The organism is Pseudomonas sp. MAG002Y (genome assembly GCF_019400845.1).
Taxonomy (GTDB): domain Bacteria; phylum Pseudomonadota; class Gammaproteobacteria; order Pseudomonadales; family Pseudomonadaceae; genus Chryseomonas; species Chryseomonas luteola.
In genome coordinates, this window is record NZ_WOEJ01000012.1 from 36,823 (window position 1) to 55,312 (window position 18,490).

Consider the following 18,490-nt stretch of genomic DNA (forward strand, 5'->3'; position numbering starts at 1 on the left):
AGCCCTGGACAAGAATATGAATACTTCCAATTATTACACCTTAAACCCAGAAGTTAATCTGTTAGTTTTAAAACATGGATTTCGGCGAAGATTCAGGGCGCTCAAGTCTTTAGAAAAACATCTGCACTATTGGCGGATACTGGATATCGATTGGCCTCCAGCGATCGATTTTATGGAGAGTATCTATAACCACATTGGCGAGGGAATCCTGCACCAGAACCGTCCGGTCATCTGGTCGGTTGTAGACAAAACCATGACCGAATACACCGACGCCGTTCAAAACGTAAATGGCGATCGAAAGTTAAATGACTTTTACCGCTTTGCCGTTATTATAAATGCAACTATCTCCAATGCTGTAAAACTCTTAAGTGTCAATATTTCAGATGAATCGGGAAACGTCTGGAATCTGCTTTCTGATAAGACTCCCTGTGAAGTTTTAAATACTCATGATCAGCTCACCACCACTCCCTTGACCTCTGATCAGATCATTGAAGCGCGGCGCATCCTGCTCAATTTGCTCGAAGAGCGTTATCTCGGAATATTGCGGGATACTCGCCATGAAAACAATATTGTTGCAGGTACCCTTCCTCGCCTGTTTTGAAAAATTAACCAAGTGATGCTGGACGGAAACATGATGAATTCCAATTACTACACCTTAAGTCCGGAAGTAAATCTTGTAGTTAAGCCACTAGGATTCAATCGAAGATTCAGGGCAATTCCTTCACTGGAAAAACATATTCATTACTGGGGATTACTGGATGTCGATTGGGCACCGGCCATAACTTATATGGAACGTGTCTACAATCATATTGGCGAGGGTATCCTGCACCAGAACAGGCCGGTTATATGGTCAGTTATCGACAAGACCATGTATGAATACACAGCAGCTATTCAAAATGTAAATGGCGACGGAAAACTTAATAACTATTACCGCCTTGCAATTATTATCAATACGATCATATCCAGTACTGTAAAACTTCTGAGCGTGACTCTTTCAGACAACTCCGGCCATTCATGGAATCTCTTGTCAGACAGGACTGCCTGTGAAGTGCTCAACAGTAACGATCCCCTGACCGCAACACCGCTGACTAGAGATGAAATCACGGCGGCCCGTCGCCTTTTGCTGGGCCTGCTGCATGAGCGCTATCTTGGAATACTGACGGATGCAAAGTATGAAGACTCCATTGTGGCTGACACTCTTCCTCGTCGCTATTGAGCTGTTGCTGGTTACGGTCTTTATTCCGGGCAACTGGACCGAACGGGTGATTCGGGAGGAGTCGGCCATGGTGCGTAGCCACCTGGGCGAGGAATCGCAGGCCTACGTCAACACCAAGGCCATGAACTGGTACAAGGGCGCCGTGTTTGAAACCGGCGTCTATCCGGCGCTGCATCGCCTGATGATACCCAGTGCCGAGGAAGCCGCTCGCAGCCGGGGCATGGAGCGCATGGGCGATTTTCTCTTCTCGTGGATGGAAGACCGCCTCGATGCGCTGATGCACATGGTCTACCAGATCTGCGCGCGGCTGGCGCTGTTGTCGATCTGGCTCCCCTATATGGCGCTGCTGCTGATCCCGGCCATCTGGGACGGGTTCATGCGGCGCAGGGTCAAGCAGACCAACTACGATTATGCCTCTCCCGTCTGGAACCGCTACGGCATGCTCAGTGCCTCGGTTGCCGCGCAGGCGGTGCTGATTGCCTTTATCAGTCCCATTGCCATCAACCCGGCCATCCTGCCAATCGTGATGATGTTTGTGTGCGTGATGATGGGTGTGTTTGTAGGCAACCTGCAAAAGCAGATTTGAACGGTTAACACCTCTTTTTCTGCCTCCAGTTGAAATTATTTGACCCCTATTGTGCTACTCCCTACCCGCGCGGGTAGGGAGTACGCCGATGGAACCTCTATCACTTACCTCACAATAAGCCCTGACCTGGTAACAGACTGAGGGCTCTACCTGTGAAAGCCATAAACATCCCCACGCGTTGTGATGATCCGCTTCATGTTCTGATCTGGAGTCTTGATGAGCTGGTTCCGATAGGGGTCGGTCTGCTCTTTGGCATGGCCATCGGCAAGGCACTCCTGTGCGGCGCAATTGGTTATGCCGTGACGTTTCTCTACCAGAAGTACAAGGATGGTCATGCCGATGGCTACCTCATCCATGTGGGCTACTGGCTGGGCATCCTGCCATCTCGCTCTACCACCTTGCCGAACCCCTACGCGCGTCGGTGGCTGCCATGAAAATAGGACACATGCTGAACAAGTGGAACTGGGCGCTCCTGGAAAACAAGTACTCCCGCTACGCCGTTGTGGGGCTGGTTGCCTGTCTTGCGATAACACTGGGCATGCTGGTGTTCAAAAAGCCGGTCGTGATCCTTCAGCCCTACACCCTCAAGCAGGAGGCCTTTGTTACCGCTGACGAGGCCGGGCAGTCCTATCACGAGGCGTGGGGCATGTTTCTCTCGCTGCTGATGGGCAACATCACCCCCGGCAACGTGCAGTTTGTGCGTGAGCGCCTTGAGCCGCTGCTGTCGCCCCGGATCTTTCAGGAGGCCATGGAAGCGATCCAGTCTCAGGCCGAGATCATCAGAAAGGACCGCATCAGCATGACCTTCGAGCCACGCAACGTGGTGTTCGAGCGCGCCTCCGGCAAGGTCTTTGTGTTTGGCAACAGCTCGGTCATCAGCCCCAACGGCGAGACCCGTCGTGACCGCCGTACCTACGAGTTCAGGATCAAGATCGACAACTACCTGCCTGTCGTCACGTTCATGACGACCTATGCCGACCGTCCCCACACGCTTGATGTGCTGGAAAAGCAGAGCAAGGCCGCCGAGCGTGCGGCTGAGCGCGCCAGCAAAGCCGGTAAATAGAGGAGCCACCTGTGAAACCCATCCCTTTCATGACAGCGCTGGCCCTTGCCCTGGTCAGCATGCAGCAGACGCAGGCAGCCGGTATCGATATTCCGGTTATCCCCGCCAACCACGCCGAGGGGGGCGGCCCGGCCATTTCCGTACAGGCGCCGGTGCATCCGTCCTCGGTTCGCAGCACAACCCCCGAGATTCCCTCGGTCAGCCGCAGCGTAATGACCGAAGGCGTACCGCGGCCCATCACGCTGTCGCAGGCGCGTAGCGGCCAGACCCCTACCAATCCCGCCAGCATGGAGCTGAACCATGCCTCGCATATCCGGCTCAAGTCCGGTGAAAACGTGCTGGTGCCCATCGCTCGCTACCAGCTCAACCGGATAGTGACGCCTTTTGGCAAACCCGAGGTCAAGACCACCTCCAGTGCCACGACCGAGATTCTTAACAATATCGTCTACGTGGCCTCCTCGGATGAAGCACCGGTGACCCTGTTTATCAACGACAAGGGCAATCCCGGTGTTGCCCTGTCCATTACGCTGATCCCGCAAACCATCCCGGCGCGTGAGGTCTCCTTTGAGCTGGATGAGCAGGGTCTTTCCGGCATGCGCCTGCCGCAGGCCAGCGAAGAGGCCGAGAAGTGGGAGACCAGCCAGCCCTATGTCGCCACGATCAAGGAGGTCATGCGCGACCTGGCGCTGGGGCAGACGCCTAGTGGCTATTCCATGAAGCCGGTGGGAAACAACACCTATGACCTGCCGCGCTGCGTACAGAATGGACTGGCCTTCGACTTCTCCCGTGGCCAGCAGATGCTGGGGCATAACCTCAAGGTCTTTATCGGGGTAGCCAAGAACACCTCCTCACAGCCGGTCGAGTTCAAGGAAGCGGCGTGTGGCAACTGGGATGTGGCGGCCGTCGCGGCCTATCCACGCAACATCCTGACCCCGCAGGAGCGCACCGAAGTGTTCGTGATCATGCGTAATGCGCCGGATCGCACGCGTACCACGCCACGGCCATCGCTGCTTTCCGGAGGGCAGTAAGTATGAATACGCTCACTACGGTTAAAGCGCGCTGGGATAACGTGAATCCCAGATATCGACGCATAGTTATGGTTGGTGCAGGCGTGCTCGTCATGGGGGTGGTGATATCCATCTTTGCCGGGGAAGGCGAGCGCACTCCCAAGAACACCGTACCGGACAAGCCTGTCACGACTGGCCTTACCGACCAGAACCTCAAGGACATCACCCTCGACTCGCTGGTGGCGCAGCTGCAGAAGTTTGACAAGGACAAGGACGACCTGTCGCGCAAGCTGGACGTGCTCTCGCGCGAAATGGAAGCCAGCAACCGCCCCGGCCTGATTGATGAAAAGATCAAGGCGGCGGTAGGCGGGCTTCAGTCACAGGTGGACGAAATCCGCAGCAGTGGCGTTGGCGGGGCTGCCCCAAACTACTTTGCACAGGCACCGGGGGAATCCTCTGGTCAGGAGTCCAGAAAAAGCACCAGCCGCGAGCGCTATGTGCCTGAACGCAGCAAGGCCGATCCTAATCCTGTCCGTGAAGCCTTTAGCCGCAATCCGGCTGTAGCCACCGGACCGGACAGGCAGGGGCCGGAGATTCGCAGCACCGGTCGTGGCGAGCGCCAGCAGAAAGCACCCGAACCCATGCAGATCCGGACCTATCAGGAAAAGGAGGACGACGCGGCCAAGCCCAAGGCAGCCGATGAGGAATCGGTGTATCTGCCACCCGCCTCAATCGTGACCGTGGCGCTGATCAACGGCATGGACGCCCCGACGTCACAGGGCGCACGGCGCGATCCCTTCCCGGCCATGGTGCGGGTGCAGTACGACGCCATCCTGCCCAACCGGTTCAAGGCCGACATCCGGGACTGTCACGCCATTATCAGCGGCTTTGGCGACCTGTCTTCCGAGCGCGCGTACCTTCGCGGCGAGCGGATCTCCTGTGTGCGCAACGATGGCCAGGTGGTAGAGGCTGCGCTGGATGCCTATGCAGTCGGGGAGGATGGCAAGGCCGGTATCCGTGGCCGTCTGGTCTCCAAGCAGGGCGCGATTGTGGCGCGCTCACTGCTGGCCGGTGTGGCGTCTGGTGCGGCCGAAGCCTTTAACGTTAGCCCCATCCCGGTACTGCAAACCGGAAACGTGGGCTCAACCAAGCAGTACCAGCAGAACTACTCCCCCGACATGGCGCAGGGCGCGGCCGCCAGTGGCGCATCCAGTGCGCTTGAGCGTATTGCCCAGTTCTACATCGACATGGCGGAAAACATCTTTCCGGTCATCGAGGTGGATGCGGGCCGCCAGATCGAGCTGGTGCTGAGCAAAGGGGCGGAACTCAAGTTCTCGCAGGTCAAGAAGCGTAACCCACGTGAGCGTCGCTAGTACCGTTTATCGGGAAAGGCCCTAAAACAGCCAAAATTCCTAAAGAAATTTCACTTAAGTGCCCGCGCGGGTAGGCACTACGAGGATGGGTACCGAAATGATCAAGTTAGCATTCGTTCCAGTTGCGGTGATGACAGCGTTCCTGAGCGGTTGCTCATGGATGCAGGTAGGCGAGAACGACTACAGCTGTCCGGGTATGCCGGGCGATGCGTTGTGCAAGTCGAGTCGCGATATCTACAGCGCGACCGACGATGGAAATGTGCCCTTGCCCATGGACCCGTCAGGGGAGGGCAGGGAAGGCAAACATGAAGGACACGCAGAAAGCCGGGAGCAAAAACTCTCCGGCCGCAGCGAGAACCCGCAGGACGTGGTGAGCACCTTTGTGTCACCACGTCTGCCGGATCAGCCGGTTCCGGTACGAACCCCCGCACAGGTCATGCGGGTCTGGCTCGCACCCTGGGAAGACGACACCGGTGATCTGGTGGTGAGTGGATATATCTACACGGAGATTCAGCCGCGTAGATGGGTTATTGGCGAAGAGGCGCCGACAGCCGCCCCGAGGCTCAAGGCACTCTCGCCGGTAAGCAGTGGGAGCAACACCAGCAGTACCAACAGTACCAGCAGTCACGGTACCGAACAAAAACCGGGGATCTCGAACGAAACTAAACGTACGGAGCGATTGCAATGACCAAGAACTTCCAGCTGGTTGATGTAGTAAGCGCATTGAAAGCCAAGGCCACTCAGGTACGCAGCAAAGTATCAGGGCGAGCACTGAGCACCGCTGCGGTCATGGGAGCCATGGGCGCGATGATGGTTGTACCGGAAGCGGCCATGGCCGGTACGGGCGGTGCCGAATTTGATGAGGTGTGGCAAACGCTGGTGGACTGGACGCAGGGAACGCTGGGCCGGATCATTGCCATCGGTATCATCCTGGTCGGTGCGTGCGTTGGCGTTGTTCGCCAGTCGCTGATGACCTTTGCCGTGGGCCTTGCCATGGGCATGGGCCTGTACAACGCGCCTACGGTCGTGGAATCGATCATGGGCTCCACCCTCTCGCACATCGCGGCCATGCCGGCCACCATGCAGTTCATCTCCAACGGACTGAGCCTGTTCTAACCCTCCCTTTAACGCCCTCTCCTTTAAGCGGTAGCCCTGGAGCTACCGCTTTTTGTTTGTGGCTCTTTATGACCACTAACACTTGCATCCCTGAAAACCCGTGAGACGTTGGTAGTACACCCCTTGAGATGCGCGAGGACACGTCCATGCAAACCGCTACTGCATTACACCTTTCTGATCAGATCTGGCTGGCCCAGTACCACTTGAACCTTCAGACCTGGAGTGCCTTCTTTCTGGCGCGTCTTCGTGGGCTGGATTCGATACGGCTGCGGGTACTGGCAGGGCAGGTACCGGTCTATGAGGCGGGCCGTTATATCGATGCCTTCGACCTGTATCACGCCATTGAAAAGCGTGCCCGCTCTTCGCAGATTGCCGAGCAGTGGGAATACGAGGTGGCCTGTGAGGTGCATCGGGTTGCTGAAGGAATGTCGGCCTCGGATGCCGAAGTACTCCTGTATGCAGCAGGGCTCAATGGCGTCTCGCTCGATGAGCTGGTTCGTAGCGCTGGGGCTTCAACTCCACAGCGTAGATAATTCTTCCAAATACATATATCAGTCCTCTAGAAAAAATCACTTCTATGCATCGCCTGGAGAACGATTTATTAATCCCAATAAAAACAGATACTTACGTCTGATAATGTCCTTTATCAAATGCTCTTTTCGGCTATTCTGAGGCAAAGGGTCGTTTGGGCTCTTGTATGAAAATTTCTAATCAGAAAGACGAGATCAATAGATTCCATGTTACCCGGCCTGCTTTCCACCTCATCACTGCCTCCGTTGCCAGCACTCATCGATGAGGCGGGGGATCGCGCGCAACTTCGCTTCCTGGAATTCTTTACCTCGAATATCCGTAATCCAAATACTCGACGCGCGTATGGGCGAGCAGTAGCGGATTTTCTGCAGTGGTGCCAGGAGGTCGGAGTCGGGTCTATTACCCAGGTGCAGCCGCTACACGTGGCAGCCTGGATCGAGTTGCTTTCACAACAGGTGTCGGCACCCACGGTCAAGCAACGCCTGGCGGCACTCAAGCATCTCTTTGACTGGCTGGTAACAGGACAGGTAATTCCTACGAATCCCGCGGCCTCGGTGCGCGGGCCACGGCACACGGCGCGTCAGGGCAAGACGCCTGTGTTAGACGCCACGGAAGCGCGGCAGCTATTGGACAGCATCGATATCAGTACACCGGCCGGGCTCAGAGACCGCGCCCTGATTGGGCTGATGGTGTTTTCCTTTGCCCGTATCGGCGCCGCGCTGGCGATGAAGGTGGAAGACCTCTATATCCAGAACCGCCGGCTGTGGGTGCGGCTGAAAGAGAAGGGCGGCAAACGCCATGAGATGCCATGCCATCACTCCCTGGAGGAGTACCTGCACGCCTATCTAGACCAGACCGGTATCGGTAATGACCCTAAAGGGCCACTTTTTCGAACTATAAAGCGTGGAACTGATCAGCTCAGCAACACGCCGCTGCATCAGTCCAATGCCCATGCCATGGTACGCCGGCGGGCCAAGGCCGCAGGGATCGGTACTCAGATCGGCAATCATACTTTCCGAGCCACGGGAATTACGGCATATCTCAAAAATGGGGGCACGATTGAGATCGCCGCGGCCATGGCTAATCATTCATCTACCAAGACAACTCAGCTGTACGACCGACGCCGGGATGAGATTAGCCTTGGCGAAGTGGAGCGCATTCATATTTAGTTAGCAAGGCTAGCTATAGTTTTTCAAATTATCTTTAAAGAATACGTGTCCGTGGACGATACATTCCCTTATTAGGTGAGCCTTAGCTTCAGTCAGATGCGGTTGTCGCCAGGAAGAGTATGGTAATGGAAGATGTACACGGAAACTATAAAATCAAGGTTTTAAGCAAGATAGGCCAAGGGGGATTTGGTTATGTTGAGCATATAGAGCTTTACAATGTAGCTGGGCATAAGTGCGGAAACTACGCAAGAAAGTTGCTTTCTCCTGAGCTAAATGATGAATTTAGACGCAGATTTGCACGCGAAGTAACCTACCAAGCCTCATGCGTTCACAACAATATAGTTCATATTTATCTGTGCAATTTAAGAGCTGAGCAACCTTGGTTTGTCATGAATTTAGCTGAAGGAGACTTACTTAAAGATCTGGAAGCGGGAAATCTTAGCTTTACCGAAAAATCTGATATTTTAAGAATGATATTTAACGGAGTGGCTTATATCCATTCACGAGGTTTCTTACATCGAGATATAAAACCAAATAATGTCTTAAGATTTAATAAAAGTGTTTACAGAGTATCTGATTTTGGCCTAGTTAAGAATCTAGACAAGGACGCTGAATCTGAAGTGCTCACTAAAATTGCATCGGCAATGGGGACTACACGATATATGGCTCCTGAGGTCCTTTACGCAGGAGATTATTCTAAGCAAACAGATATCTTTGCGCTCGGACTACTAATTGAAGATCTTAACCTAGTAGAAGCGCCTGGAATCCAGCGAGTCATAGACAAAAGCACTGCTCGCAGGCCACTTGATCGGTATGCCGAAGTTAGTGATATGTTAAAGGATTTAAACTTAGCTCTTGAGGGAAAGGGAAAATGATAAAACTTATAGGCTGTGGAGCGTTCTCCTATCCCAAAACCTTTGATAGAGATAATCAAGACTCATTTTTAACTCCTCGCAGCATTGGTAATGGATTTTTACTAGCAGTAGCAGACGGTGTTGGAGCTTATTTTGGAGCGGATAAAGCATCCAAAATAGCGATTGATGTTTTAGCTAAAACTCAAGTTTTGGATGGGAAAATCGATGTAGAAAACACATTTAAGGCTATAAGGTCTGAAATAGCAAAGCTTTCAGTCACGAACGAATCATTTAAAGATGCAGCTACAACCTTAACCTTTTGCTATGCCAGCGAGAAAGGCTTTCAAATAGGGCATGTTGGTGACTGCCGTATATATGTAAGGAAAAATGACAAGCTAATCCAGCTCACCAAAGATCATACACAGCACCAAAAGCTTCTTGATGAAGGTATTTATAGAGCATCAGAACTTAAAAAGTTATCGGGGAAAAGCACTCTTTTTACCGCCCTGTCTAAAAATATAGAACTCCATTCTCAAGAAATTTATATACCGTACCATGACATCACTAGCGAGAAACATATAGATTTATTTATAATGTCAGATGGTGCTCATCATTTTTGGGAAAAGAGACCACGATTTTTATTAAATACTTTAAGTGATCCCAGCAGCTTTGCGTCAAGTCTACATCGAAGAATTAAGAGGTTCCAGCCAATAGATGATTATACCTTAGTTGCAGCTAAGTTTAGATTCTGCTCCGACAGAGCGGACTATACGGACTTTCAGGCAGCACCTAAATAAATATATGAATCTTTAGGCCTATGAATATCAAATAAATATTCTATGCACCTTAGATTTTTAGCGTCTGCGATTAACACCGCTACGACTAGGTCCTATCGCCCAGATGATTGCTGGTCATATTTTATGGGTGCACGAGTTATGCAGATAAATATTGACCGAAATTCCAAATGCTCCATCGTCACGCTTCAGACCTAGAGAAAACTGCCTTAGTTATGCTGCAAACAAGAAACTTCTTTGCAAGGAACAAAGACAGAATTTTTATTATCTTCACATTAGAGCTTTTCCGCACACTAAAACCCACAAACTAAAGAGGGAAAGCTTAATGCGATACATATTTATTGAAGGACTTCTAGGAAGAAGATATATAGCATCTAGAGTTCTTAAAAGAGACGATGGATCATCCAAACAAGGACATAAATGTCTTATAGACCAGCTAGGTAGCTAGCTACTAAAGCTGAGTGTTTTATTTTTCCTTCAGTAGCTGTAACTGTCTTTGTTGTCCGCTCAACACTTACCTCTAATGTATAGTTTTCACTATATGGTCGGTTTCTAAAAACATCGACTAGCTTGGTCGCGAAGCTTTGTGCCAAAACTTCACTATCCAAGTACAGAATTTTGTAAGTGAGTCGTCCGGAGGGAGATACGTAAAGACCTTTAACTATATCCTCGTCTTCATAACCCTCTTGTTGGAGATTTTTCGGTATAAATTTATGTAGAGCTTCTACCTTTATAGTTGCATACTCAACTACTGCTCTATTCGGAAAGTCTCCAGCTTTACGCAAATCACCCATCAGAAAAATCCTCAAATTCCTCACAGTACTGAAGAAGCAATGTAACTTTTCAACCGCCGATAAGTATAACCTTAAGAATCGACGCACATGTACGGTCCAGATTCACGGTTGACGCACAGCAGCCAGCTAAACGGCTATTCGTCCTTTAATCCTCTCAAGCATGGCAACCATAACTAATCTAAGGTGCCACTCCAACCACTACCGCTTCTTCAGTAACGTTTACTAATTGGCTTTGTGATTTCCTGCCTCACTCCATAAACCAATTACATTGAATTCGAACGTACAGCGGTTAGCGAAGTCTTTACCTAGGAACATGCCTAAGGCTCGCTAGAATTGGCTTTTCTCAGTTATTAATCTTTGAACTAAATATCGATAGCACGCTTTGCTACGAGCGGTTCAATGTCAAGAGGTCTGTGGTAGAATTTCACCAACTGAGGTGATCATATGAACGAAAAATCTAAACCCCGTAAACCAACTGCCAAAGGTCAGCCTCTATTTAGGGACGCTGGAAGCGGTCGCTTTGTGACGCTCGCATTTTTCGGTGATACCGCTCATTATGAGAAAACTGAAAAGATTTCTTCAGGCAATGTTTCTGTGAAAACGTACGATCGTATTCGTAGCCGTGTGGTAAAGCCAAGGAACGCATCCGGTCGCGCAGAAAAACTATCCTTGGCATCTATGCAGAAGCAGCTTCAGGAGCTTCGCCAGCAAATGGAGGCCATCCTTGAGCATGAGGCCGAGCGTGCTCAGGAAGCCGTCGTGGTTGACTTAGTAGATCTCGAAGGCCTGACCGTCATGAAATCTGATGTCGTCAGCGACATGTTAGATAATCCACCTCCTGCAAATGCCAAATTACAGGCTCTTCTCGCGCTGCGATAAGGATGGGGAGGCATGGATTTTATCACCATTCCTTACGATCGATCGGTAGATCGTAGATCCTTTGACTGCGGTCTACATCCTGCTCTTAATACCTATATCGCACAGCAGGCTACTCAGGACGAGAAGCGAAACGTTTCCCGAACGTTCATGCTGATCGAGGGCGGCACGCTGATCGGCTACTACACTTTAGCCAACGCTTCGGTGGTAGAGTCCGATCTCAACGAAGAGCAGATGAAGAAGATGCCCCGGTATCCGATGCCGGCAGTGCTTTTAAGTCGGCTGGCCGTTGAAAAAAGCCAGCAGGGTAAAGGAGTCGGCAAGCGATTAATTAGCGACTTCTTTCGCCGCGTGTACGCGATTTCCAAGCACTCCGGTGTTGCCTTTGTGATTGTCGATGCAAAAGACAAGGACGCTGCCAGCTACTATAAAAGCTTGGGTTTCGTAGAAACAAACACATCGCCTCTTCGTCTAGCTCTGTCGACTGGAACTCTGATTCAGGCCTACAAAGCTTAGTAAACAAAGGAAGCCATGTAGGCCGAAGCCCAAGCAGAATGTGCGGTATGGTTAATCAATGGCAATCGGCCGGCCAGTCGAAATCTTGCTGGAGAAGCTCAGCTCACGAAACGGAAAACTTGCACGTTAAGCTCCTTCCGATGTTTTCAACGATCTGAACTTGCTTGATATCTCAGCGACTATAGGTCTAGTTGAGCCAGATTTACCATAATGTCCGTTGCGCGTAGCGTACGTCGGAGGCAGGTTGCCCAGCCTTAACGATCAGGCTCAGAAACCTTATTCTAAGCGCTGTTAAACGCTTATGTGGGTTGAAGCTCTGTTTTGCAAAATGGGCAGAGCCAGGCAAGAGTGTCACTTTCAGGATGAAGCGTGTAATGACATGGCCTCATCTCGCCGCATTCCTCGCATTCGACACGACGAACAAGGGCATCCTCTTCATCGGGCAACACAGACACAAAGACCTCCACCTAATGTGTTTTGTTAAAAGACGATTATAAGGAGGCTACCTATAGCAGCCTCCTGTCGTCTTAAAAGCTCGAAACACCACTAGCGCTTGGTGCGATCGGTAAGGTCGGTATCTGAGTCATGAGTACCGCTCAGGTGCGAGCGAGTACCATTCTTCTCGATATCCACATCAGTACGACGTACGGTATCGCGTACCGTTTCGGTGTGCTGTGTGGTTTCCTTGCCCACTACCACTTCTTCAACGACTCGTGCAGTCTTGGCCACAACAGCTTCTTCAGCGGTTTCCTGAATCTCAACCGTACCCTCACGGAATGCAGACACGTCATCGGTTGAGACCGGACGATCTACCGGGCGACGCTCGATAACTGCATGCTCCTCACGCAGGTTTACGGTTTCCTCAACGGGACGTTCGGTCATACGAGATACCACACGCACTCGTCCCAGGTGATTCTCTCGCTTACCTACTTTCAGGTCTTCTTCCATCACTGGAATAGCGGTTGTTTCAGCCGGCATCTGATTGGCCAGAGGGGTAGCGTTTACGCCCATGGTAGCTGTAGTGGTTGAGGTGGCTGTTGGTGCCATGGTGGCATCACTGGTGACTGCGCTATCGCCCATGGTATTGGTGTAGGCCGTTGCGCCCTGGCTGGTCCAGGTAGCGCTGCGCTCATCGATATCGATTGCACCGTTACGCTCGAGGATGTCTTCGACTACCGGGACCTGAGCGTCATCATTAACGGTCACAGTTACTACGGTAGAACCTCGACGAACTGCTTCGGTGTAGGTATCCCGATAGCCTTTGTGCTCGGTGTCATCATCACTAAAGAGTGAGCGGAAAAAATGGCCCACTTTTTCAGAGACCGAGCCATCATGGGTATCGGTGTGGGAAGCGTCTGTGCGCATGGACGTATCGGTTGTGCCATCTATCACGCCGGTTTCGTTGGCAGCGGCAATCTGAATGTTGGTCTGGGAAACGCCCTTGGCCAGGAGTTCGCGTTTAACCAGTTCAGCTTCGTTATAGCGATCAAACGCGGCTACTAGAGTATGTTGCATAGGTCACCTCTGTGTGCTCTTCAACAGCCTTGGCTGTGATAGGTTTAAGTGGTGTGCTTTGCACCACGCCTGGTATCTGGCATCCAAGCTAGTCAGTCTTTAAGCGCAACGGATCTGATGTCATCGGGCTGTCCAGATGCGCTGGCTGGCATCATTGCCACTATAGGTCTGGAGTCGGGGCTTGCCGCTTTAGTTCAGAGAAACCTACAAGCGGCAGGGCTTTCCCATGGCAGACCTTGGCTTGGTTCAAAGTCTTATCTGAAAGGTTGCATTCAGCGGAAACCTAGCAGGCTAGCAATACTCACAGTCGTGAACGGTGCTTGCCAAGCGTGGAGCGCTACCCTAGCCAAGACGTCGCGGACTTCCTCTTTTTAAGGCTTCTTCATGATCAAGCACGCCTATGAACGCAAGATCACTATTACCCTGACAGCTGATACACCGGAAGAGCTGGATAGGATGTTTAAGCAGGCAGCCCAGATGATCAGCCAAGGTAAAAAAGAGGGTGGTCGGGAAGGTCCCAGCAGCAATGTTCAGTTCCTGGTAGACACGGTCTTCAATGAGGGTATCCGGGATATCAAGCAGGAACTCACTGTGATTCTGCATCGTGACCCGAGTCATGAGGAGATCCAGTTTGCTGAGGTCCAGATGCCCCGGTATCACATGAACCAATCAGTGATCGTGGCTACTTCTACCGGGACAGGGATTACTGATGGCAAGATCATTGGCCTGACATTGGGTAAAACAGCAGACGCGCTTTACTGGAGCTATAACGTGACTGATGAGATCCAGCCCGAATGGGTACATGAAGCAGAGCTTGAGGCTGTGTCAAAACCCACCTCTGCTCTTTCATAGCAACCATAAGGCAAGCTTGTCACGCGATACTTATAAGCATATGGATAGTATCAGGCCCACTGGTGACCAACGGTCGAAACCCAGTCAATGGCGAGGCGGTCTTTCTTATGGGAGCAATGGATATTGCTTTTCTTGTGTGTAACTGCCGCAGGTCCTCCATTACTCCCAGCCTGCGGCAGTCCTTTTTAACTTAAAAGCCCTGCTCCAAGCATCAAGAGGTAGCCCATGGCGACAATTAACAATTGCCCTTCATGCGGGACCTCTGACCTCGCACGTATGTATACCCTTCGCCTTTTGTATTGTCCCGACTGCAACCTCTCGTTTGTATGGGCCACGTATAGCTGACCTCGCCAACGCATGCCTTTTCTTTCACGGCACTCCTGGTTCCTGGCGTCAGCTCAGGCCAGACTGGCCTGCTCCTGTAAGCGACGAGATGCTTTGATCGTTATTATTAGGGACTTAGAAGAAAGGGGCATGAACTCACGCAGTGCACGTGGAACACTTCAGGCTGTAAATGAGCATATAGAGATTCAGAGCTATCATCTGGACACGTTACTGAGGGCTAGTAGGGCAAGTTCTTCCGATTAATTCCAAACCTTAATCACCATAGTGTGCATGTAACATTTTAATGTAGCCATTAGGATATACCTCAGCGACCACACCAAAAATGGGCTTCCCGTCAGACTCGATAAATAGGTAGACTGGTCTACCTATTTACGGCTGAGACCATTGCCTAAATGACTCAATCAACGTTGGGCTCTGTTAAGGAGCGGCTTCTTATTGCTGCGTCTGTACTGTTTTACAACGATGGAATTGGCGCAACGGGTGTTGACTCCATCATCAAGAGAGCTGGCGTAGCCAAGATGAGTTTCTACAACAACTTTGCTTCTAAAGCAGAGCTTGTGTCGGTCTTTCTGGAGCGCAGGCATGCTGAGTGGCTCGCCTTGTATGATGAGAGAGTCCAGCGAGCCAAGACGGCTAAAGAGCGCGTTCTGTCGATATTTGATGCCTACGCCGACCATGCCAATTGTGACTACGAACGCGGATTTCGCGGTTGTGGTCTTTTAAATGCTGCGGCTGAGCTTCCTGTTGGAGATCCCGGTCGTAATGCGGTTCGACGCCATAAGGAAGAAGTCGAGGGGCTATTGGCCAAGCACCTGAGTGAGTTGCTACTGGACCAACCCGAAACCGTTAAGCAATTAGCTGCACACCTGGCCTTTCTTCTAGAGGGATCTATGTCCCGTGCAGGTCTCGAAGGTAATGATTCTCGAGTCCAGCATGCTCGTCAGATCGCAGCCCTCCTTCTGGAGGCCCAATGAGTACTCCGGCCAATACGGCAATCAAAGGAGAAGGTTTTGGAGTTTTCTGCGTGCTCGGTGCAGCAGTACTGTGGGGCACAACAGGAACTGCAGCCACTTTTGCACCTGAAGTCAGTCCGCTGGCTATCGGTGCAGCTGCTATGGGGCTTGGTGGCCTACTTCAAACCCTGATGGCTCTAGTGCAGATAAGAAATGATCGCTCCCGCCTACTGGACCATTGGATCTACGTTCTTATCGGCGCAGTGGCAGTCGCGATTTATCCTCTGGCTTTTTACACATCAATGCACATGGCAGGTGTCACCGTTGGCACAGTTATCACTATTGGAGCAGCACCGCTTTTGTCAGCGGTCATTGAACGAGTATTTGATTCAAAGCCACTGACGCAGCGTTGGATGGTAGGCACCTGCCTGGGCATTATCGGGGCGATTATGCTGTGCATCGCAAAATCTAAAGGCCATACCGACTCCGCTGTAAACGCGTCAGCATTCGAAAGTGTAGTAGGCGTATTTCTGGGCTTGCTTGCGGCTGCAACCTATGCCCTGTATTCCTGGACGGCTCACAGGCTGATGCGACACAACATTGCCTCCAGTGCTGCAATGGGAGCTACTTTTGGCATAGGTGGGCTTCTCCTGATGCCTGTATTACTTATGACAGGCAGTACGCTGCTAGCGACCTGGACCAATGCTGCTGTAGGCGTGTATATGGTTTTGGTCCCCATGTTTTTAGGTTATGTCCTGTTTGGCCTGGGCCTCGCCAGAATACCTGCCAGTATGGCTACAACCCTATCCCTGATCGAACCGGTTGTTGCAGCCGTTCTGGCTGTAATTATCGTTGGCGAGCGTCTGCCTGTGCTTGGCTGGTTAGGCGTTGCGCTAATTATTGCCTGTCTTTATGTACTGACCAGTCGTACAGAGACAGTGCAAAAGCAAAGTCACCCACAAAACTCGTTCAATAAGGGTTAAGCATGCAAGTCACACGGAGCATTAACACGGTTGAAGTTCATACCGGCGGTGAGCCATTTCGCATCATAACGTCAGGCCTGCCTCGCCTTTCAGGCAGAACTATCGTTGAGCGTCGGGCCTGGGTACGCGAGCATGCTGACGATATCCGCAAAGCACTTATGTTTGAACCAAGGGGCCATGCTGATATGTATGGCGGTTACCTGACCGAGCCGGTCTCCCCTGGAGCAGACTTCGGCATTATTTTTCTTCACAACGAGGGCTACAGCGACCATTGCGGGCATGGTGTTATCGCCTTGGCAACCGCTGCAGTAGAGCTGGGCTGGGTGGAGCGTACAAGCCCCGAAACCCGAGTAGGCATTGATGCACCCTGTGGCTTCATTGAAGCGTTCGTCAAATGGGATGGGCTGCATGCAAATGGCGTTCGCTTTATCAATGTGCCCTCATTCATTTTCAAGCGTGATGTTACAGTCGAGACGCCTACGTTTGGGGCTGTCACAGGTGATATTGCTTATGGAGGGGCTTTTTACTTCTATACCAGCGGTCAACCCTATGGGCTTGAAATAAGGGAATCTTTAATCGAAGAATTGAAATCTTTTGGTGCAGAAGTCAAAGCGGCAGCCAACGCGGAATTTCCGGTAGTGCATCCAGAAATCCCAGAGATTAATCATATCTACGGGACGATTATTGACGGCCTACCACGGCATACTGGCTCGACTCAGGCCAACTGCTGTGTTTTTGCGGATAGAGAAGTCGATCGTTCTCCAACAGGGTCAGGAACAGGCGGACGTGTTGCTCAGCTATATCTAAAAGGTGAGCTTGGTCGTGATGATGTTCTGATCAATGAGTCGGTAATTGGCTCCGTATTCAGCGCGAGAGTGGTTAGTGAGACACAGGTGGGAAGCTATCCAGCCGTTATTCCAGAGGTATCAGGTAGCGCTTACATCTGTGGCTTTTGTAACTGGATTATCGACGATCGTGATCCACAGAAATACGGCTTTCTCGTTCGCTGATTGAAACCTATCTGCTGATTACCTAAGGGTTGTTCAAAAGGGTCTATTTAGAAAGCTGCATTGTCCCACAGCAATAGCTTTTCTTGTGTAGTCACTAGAGTATACCCCAGCGACTACATGTCAGGCAGGGGATGCCAGATATTCGGAAAGATACGAGAATGATTAGATGATCAGGATGAGTATCGCCTAGCTAAGCCAACCTTCAGCCTGGCCGGTAAAGATCATGGTTATCAGATCTTGAAACTGGCCTTGCTCAAGCCCGCCTGCATGCCAGATACCTTGAAGAATGGCCTGAAGCCTTAATAACGCGGTAGGGTCGGTATTGATAATTCCTGCCCGATGACTCTCTACAAGCTGTGCGAGGTAGCTTCCCTCCCCTAGGTAACCGTGGGCCTTCGCAAAAATCTGATCAATCTGGTGTTCACGGAATTCGGCGCTGTTCTGCTTATGAGGAGGGTTCATCAGATAGCCTTCAGCAGGTTTTTACTAGATAAGTCACAGCCATCTGAAAGAGAGGTTGCAATCGGGACAATGAAGCATGCTAAGGGTAGGCATGCATACGAGTTCGAAGGTGCCGCACTTAGGGCAGCAGCTTTTTATCGTCATTGTGGTATCTCTAGAAACCGGATTTGGGAAAAAGAGCTGCCGCAGGCTTGGGGTCGCGCTTGTACCTGCGGCAGCTTACACAAGAGTAAGCAATATCCATTGCTCCCGTAGAACTGACCTATATAGTCTCTAGAGGGTTGCGACCGTTTATCGGTACTTTGATAGAAAGGCTATTCCAACAATAGTTGACCAGTCATCGTCTTGTATCAGTAACCTATTTCCAGAATGGTAAATTAGCTACGCGGCCCGCTCTTCCTGGGCTACGTAGCTATTGCTCTATCTGGAAAAGATTAACTTGAGTGACCATTTCAATACTACGATGCAACGTGTT

General features: G+C 51.3%; 22 protein-coding genes. 19 read left to right on the forward strand and 3 right to left on the reverse strand.

Features of this window, described 5'->3' with window-relative positions; translation table 11 throughout:
* Positions 1–16: 16 nt before the first annotated feature.
* The 13 genes from GM154_RS17110 (at position 17) to GM154_RS17170 (ending at position 9,712) form a co-directional block, all read left to right on the forward strand.
* A complete protein-coding gene (locus GM154_RS17110; RefSeq protein WP_125890161.1) occupies positions 17–601 on the forward strand; it encodes a hypothetical protein in 585 nt (194 codons plus the stop codon).
* A gap of 30 nt (positions 602–631) precedes the next feature.
* Entirely contained in the window at positions 632–1,216 is a 585-nt protein-coding gene (locus GM154_RS17115) for a hypothetical protein (RefSeq protein WP_125913188.1), read from the forward strand.
* On the forward strand, positions 1,173–1,802 hold the full coding sequence (locus GM154_RS17120; RefSeq protein ID WP_185755847.1) for a DUF4400 domain-containing protein: 630 nt from the start codon (positions 1,173–1,175) through the stop codon (positions 1,800–1,802). The genes GM154_RS17115 and GM154_RS17120 overlap by 44 nt, the downstream gene beginning before the upstream one ends.
* A 152-nt stretch (positions 1,803–1,954) precedes the next feature.
* Positions 1,955–2,236, forward strand: coding sequence for a type IV conjugative transfer system protein TraL (gene traL, locus GM154_RS17125; protein WP_073450549.1), 282 nt, complete (start codon positions 1,955–1,957; stop codon positions 2,234–2,236).
* Complete coding sequence (locus GM154_RS17130) at positions 2,233–2,865, forward strand: type IV conjugative transfer system protein TraE (protein ID WP_219652890.1); 633 nt, start codon at positions 2,233–2,235, stop codon at positions 2,863–2,865. The genes traL and GM154_RS17130 overlap by 4 nt, the downstream gene beginning before the upstream one ends.
* Positions 2,866–2,876: 11 nt before the next feature.
* A complete protein-coding gene (locus GM154_RS17135; RefSeq protein WP_219652891.1) occupies positions 2,877–3,893 on the forward strand; it encodes a type-F conjugative transfer system secretin TraK in 1,017 nt (338 codons plus the stop codon).
* Positions 3,894–3,895: 2 nt separating this feature from the next.
* Entirely contained in the window at positions 3,896–5,245 is a 1,350-nt protein-coding gene (locus GM154_RS17140; RefSeq protein ID WP_219652892.1) for a TrbI/VirB10 family protein, read from the forward strand.
* 97 nt (positions 5,246–5,342) lie between these two features.
* Positions 5,343–5,933, forward strand: coding sequence for a type IV conjugative transfer system lipoprotein TraV (gene traV / locus GM154_RS17145; protein WP_167670417.1), 591 nt, complete (start codon positions 5,343–5,345; stop codon positions 5,931–5,933).
* 101 nt (positions 5,934–6,034) lie between these two features.
* Positions 6,035–6,361, forward strand: a complete 327-nt coding sequence (traA, locus tag GM154_RS17150) for a TraA family conjugative transfer protein (RefSeq protein ID WP_083848793.1) — start codon at positions 6,035–6,037, stop codon at positions 6,359–6,361.
* Positions 6,362–6,507: 146 nt separating this feature from the next.
* The gene (locus tag GM154_RS17155) at positions 6,508–6,894 is read left to right on the forward strand and encodes a hypothetical protein (RefSeq protein WP_244294441.1); all 387 of its coding nucleotides are present in this window, start codon (positions 6,508–6,510) and stop codon (positions 6,892–6,894) included.
* 204 nt (positions 6,895–7,098) lie between these two features.
* Positions 7,099–8,061, forward strand: coding sequence for a tyrosine-type recombinase/integrase (locus tag GM154_RS17160; RefSeq protein ID WP_219652895.1), 963 nt, complete (start codon positions 7,099–7,101; stop codon positions 8,059–8,061).
* 125 nt (positions 8,062–8,186) lie between these two features.
* Positions 8,187–8,936 (forward strand): serine/threonine-protein kinase, encoded by a 750-nt coding sequence (locus GM154_RS17165; protein WP_219652896.1) that lies wholly within the window; start codon positions 8,187–8,189, stop codon positions 8,934–8,936.
* A complete protein-coding gene (locus tag GM154_RS17170) occupies positions 8,933–9,712 on the forward strand; it encodes a PP2C family serine/threonine-protein phosphatase (protein ID WP_219652897.1) in 780 nt (259 codons plus the stop codon). The genes GM154_RS17165 and GM154_RS17170 overlap by 4 nt, the downstream gene beginning before the upstream one ends.
* A gap of 422 nt (positions 9,713–10,134) precedes the next feature.
* Here the strand turns inward: GM154_RS17170 and GM154_RS17175 are convergent, their stop codons facing one another.
* Positions 10,135–10,503, reverse strand: coding sequence for a hypothetical protein (locus tag GM154_RS17175; protein WP_219652898.1), 369 nt, complete (start codon positions 10,501–10,503; stop codon positions 10,135–10,137).
* A gap of 444 nt (positions 10,504–10,947) precedes the next feature.
* Here GM154_RS17175 and GM154_RS17180 point away from each other — a divergent pair, with 444 nt between their 5' ends.
* Together GM154_RS17180 and GM154_RS17185 are read left to right on the forward strand one after the other, a co-directional pair.
* Positions 10,948–11,382, forward strand: coding sequence for a hypothetical protein (locus GM154_RS17180; protein ID WP_219652899.1), 435 nt, complete (start codon positions 10,948–10,950; stop codon positions 11,380–11,382).
* A 12-nt stretch (positions 11,383–11,394) separates the two neighbouring features.
* Positions 11,395–11,895, forward strand: coding sequence for a GNAT family N-acetyltransferase (locus GM154_RS17185; RefSeq protein WP_219652900.1), 501 nt, complete (start codon positions 11,395–11,397; stop codon positions 11,893–11,895).
* Between the two features lie 546 nt (positions 11,896–12,441).
* On the opposite strand, the gene GM154_RS17190 is transcribed toward GM154_RS17185, so the two are convergent.
* Positions 12,442–13,410, reverse strand: a complete 969-nt coding sequence (locus GM154_RS17190) for a YsnF/AvaK domain-containing protein (protein ID WP_219652901.1) — start codon at positions 13,408–13,410, stop codon at positions 12,442–12,444.
* A gap of 384 nt (positions 13,411–13,794) precedes the next feature.
* Between GM154_RS17190 and GM154_RS17195 the strand changes: the two genes are divergently transcribed.
* The 4 genes from GM154_RS17195 (at position 13,795) to lhpH (ending at position 17,553) form a co-directional block, all read left to right on the forward strand.
* Positions 13,795–14,262: a hypothetical protein gene (locus tag GM154_RS17195; protein ID WP_073450535.1), complete on the forward strand. Its 468-nt coding sequence runs from the start codon at positions 13,795–13,797 to the stop codon at positions 14,260–14,262.
* Between the two features lie 737 nt (positions 14,263–14,999).
* On the forward strand, positions 15,000–15,581 hold the full coding sequence (locus GM154_RS17200) for a TetR/AcrR family transcriptional regulator (protein WP_219652902.1): 582 nt from the start codon (positions 15,000–15,002) through the stop codon (positions 15,579–15,581).
* Entirely contained in the window at positions 15,578–16,543 is a 966-nt protein-coding gene (locus tag GM154_RS17205; RefSeq protein ID WP_219652903.1) for a DMT family transporter, read from the forward strand. Before GM154_RS17200 ends, GM154_RS17205 begins: the two co-directional genes overlap by 4 nt.
* A gap of 2 nt (positions 16,544–16,545) precedes the next feature.
* On the forward strand, positions 16,546–17,553 hold the full coding sequence (gene lhpH / locus GM154_RS17210; protein ID WP_219652904.1) for a trans-3-hydroxy-L-proline dehydratase: 1,008 nt from the start codon (positions 16,546–16,548) through the stop codon (positions 17,551–17,553).
* Positions 17,554–17,739: 186 nt separating this feature from the next.
* Here lhpH and GM154_RS17215 read toward each other — a convergent pair whose 3' ends face one another.
* Positions 17,740–18,015, reverse strand: coding sequence for a hypothetical protein (locus GM154_RS17215; protein WP_219652905.1), 276 nt, complete (start codon positions 18,013–18,015; stop codon positions 17,740–17,742).
* Positions 18,016–18,490: the final 475 nt, after the last annotated feature.

Excerpts from the sequence above, each read along its gene's own strand:
- GM154_RS17185 (WP_219652900.1), top strand. The coding sequence starts at position 11,395 with ATGGATTTTATCACCATTCCTTACGATCGATCGGTAGATCGTAGATCC.
- GM154_RS17110 (WP_125890161.1), top strand. The coding sequence starts at position 17 with ATGAATACTTCCAATTATTACACCTTAAACCCAGAAGTTAATCTGTTA.
- traV (WP_167670417.1), top strand. The coding sequence starts at position 5,343 with ATGATCAAGTTAGCATTCGTTCCAGTTGCGGTGATGACAGCGTTCCTG.
- GM154_RS17115 (WP_125913188.1), top strand. The coding sequence starts at position 632 with ATGATGAATTCCAATTACTACACCTTAAGTCCGGAAGTAAATCTTGTA.
- GM154_RS17165 (WP_219652896.1), top strand. The coding sequence starts at position 8,187 with ATGGAAGATGTACACGGAAACTATAAAATCAAGGTTTTAAGCAAGATA.
- GM154_RS17170 (WP_219652897.1), top strand. The coding sequence starts at position 8,933 with ATGATAAAACTTATAGGCTGTGGAGCGTTCTCCTATCCCAAAACCTTT.
- lhpH (WP_219652904.1), top strand. The coding sequence starts at position 16,546 with ATGCAAGTCACACGGAGCATTAACACGGTTGAAGTTCATACCGGCGGT.
- GM154_RS17205 (WP_219652903.1), top strand. The coding sequence starts at position 15,578 with ATGAGTACTCCGGCCAATACGGCAATCAAAGGAGAAGGTTTTGGAGTT.
- GM154_RS17190 (WP_219652901.1), bottom strand. The coding sequence starts at position 13,410 with ATGCAACATACTCTAGTAGCCGCGTTTGATCGCTATAACGAAGCTGAA.
- traA (WP_083848793.1), top strand. The coding sequence starts at position 6,035 with ATGGGAGCCATGGGCGCGATGATGGTTGTACCGGAAGCGGCCATGGCC.
- GM154_RS17215 (WP_219652905.1), bottom strand. The coding sequence starts at position 18,015 with ATGAACCCTCCTCATAAGCAGAACAGCGCCGAATTCCGTGAACACCAG.
- GM154_RS17140 (WP_219652892.1), top strand. The coding sequence starts at position 3,896 with ATGAATACGCTCACTACGGTTAAAGCGCGCTGGGATAACGTGAATCCC.
- GM154_RS17175 (WP_219652898.1), bottom strand. The coding sequence starts at position 10,503 with ATGGGTGATTTGCGTAAAGCTGGAGACTTTCCGAATAGAGCAGTAGTT.
- GM154_RS17130 (WP_219652890.1), top strand. The coding sequence starts at position 2,233 with ATGAAAATAGGACACATGCTGAACAAGTGGAACTGGGCGCTCCTGGAA.
- GM154_RS17180 (WP_219652899.1), top strand. The coding sequence starts at position 10,948 with ATGAACGAAAAATCTAAACCCCGTAAACCAACTGCCAAAGGTCAGCCT.
- GM154_RS17120 (WP_185755847.1), top strand. The coding sequence starts at position 1,173 with ATGAAGACTCCATTGTGGCTGACACTCTTCCTCGTCGCTATTGAGCTG.
- GM154_RS17200 (WP_219652902.1), top strand. The coding sequence starts at position 15,000 with ATGACTCAATCAACGTTGGGCTCTGTTAAGGAGCGGCTTCTTATTGCT.
- GM154_RS17160 (WP_219652895.1), top strand. The coding sequence starts at position 7,099 with ATGTTACCCGGCCTGCTTTCCACCTCATCACTGCCTCCGTTGCCAGCA.
- GM154_RS17195 (WP_073450535.1), top strand. The coding sequence starts at position 13,795 with ATGATCAAGCACGCCTATGAACGCAAGATCACTATTACCCTGACAGCT.
- GM154_RS17155 (WP_244294441.1), top strand. The coding sequence starts at position 6,508 with ATGCAAACCGCTACTGCATTACACCTTTCTGATCAGATCTGGCTGGCC.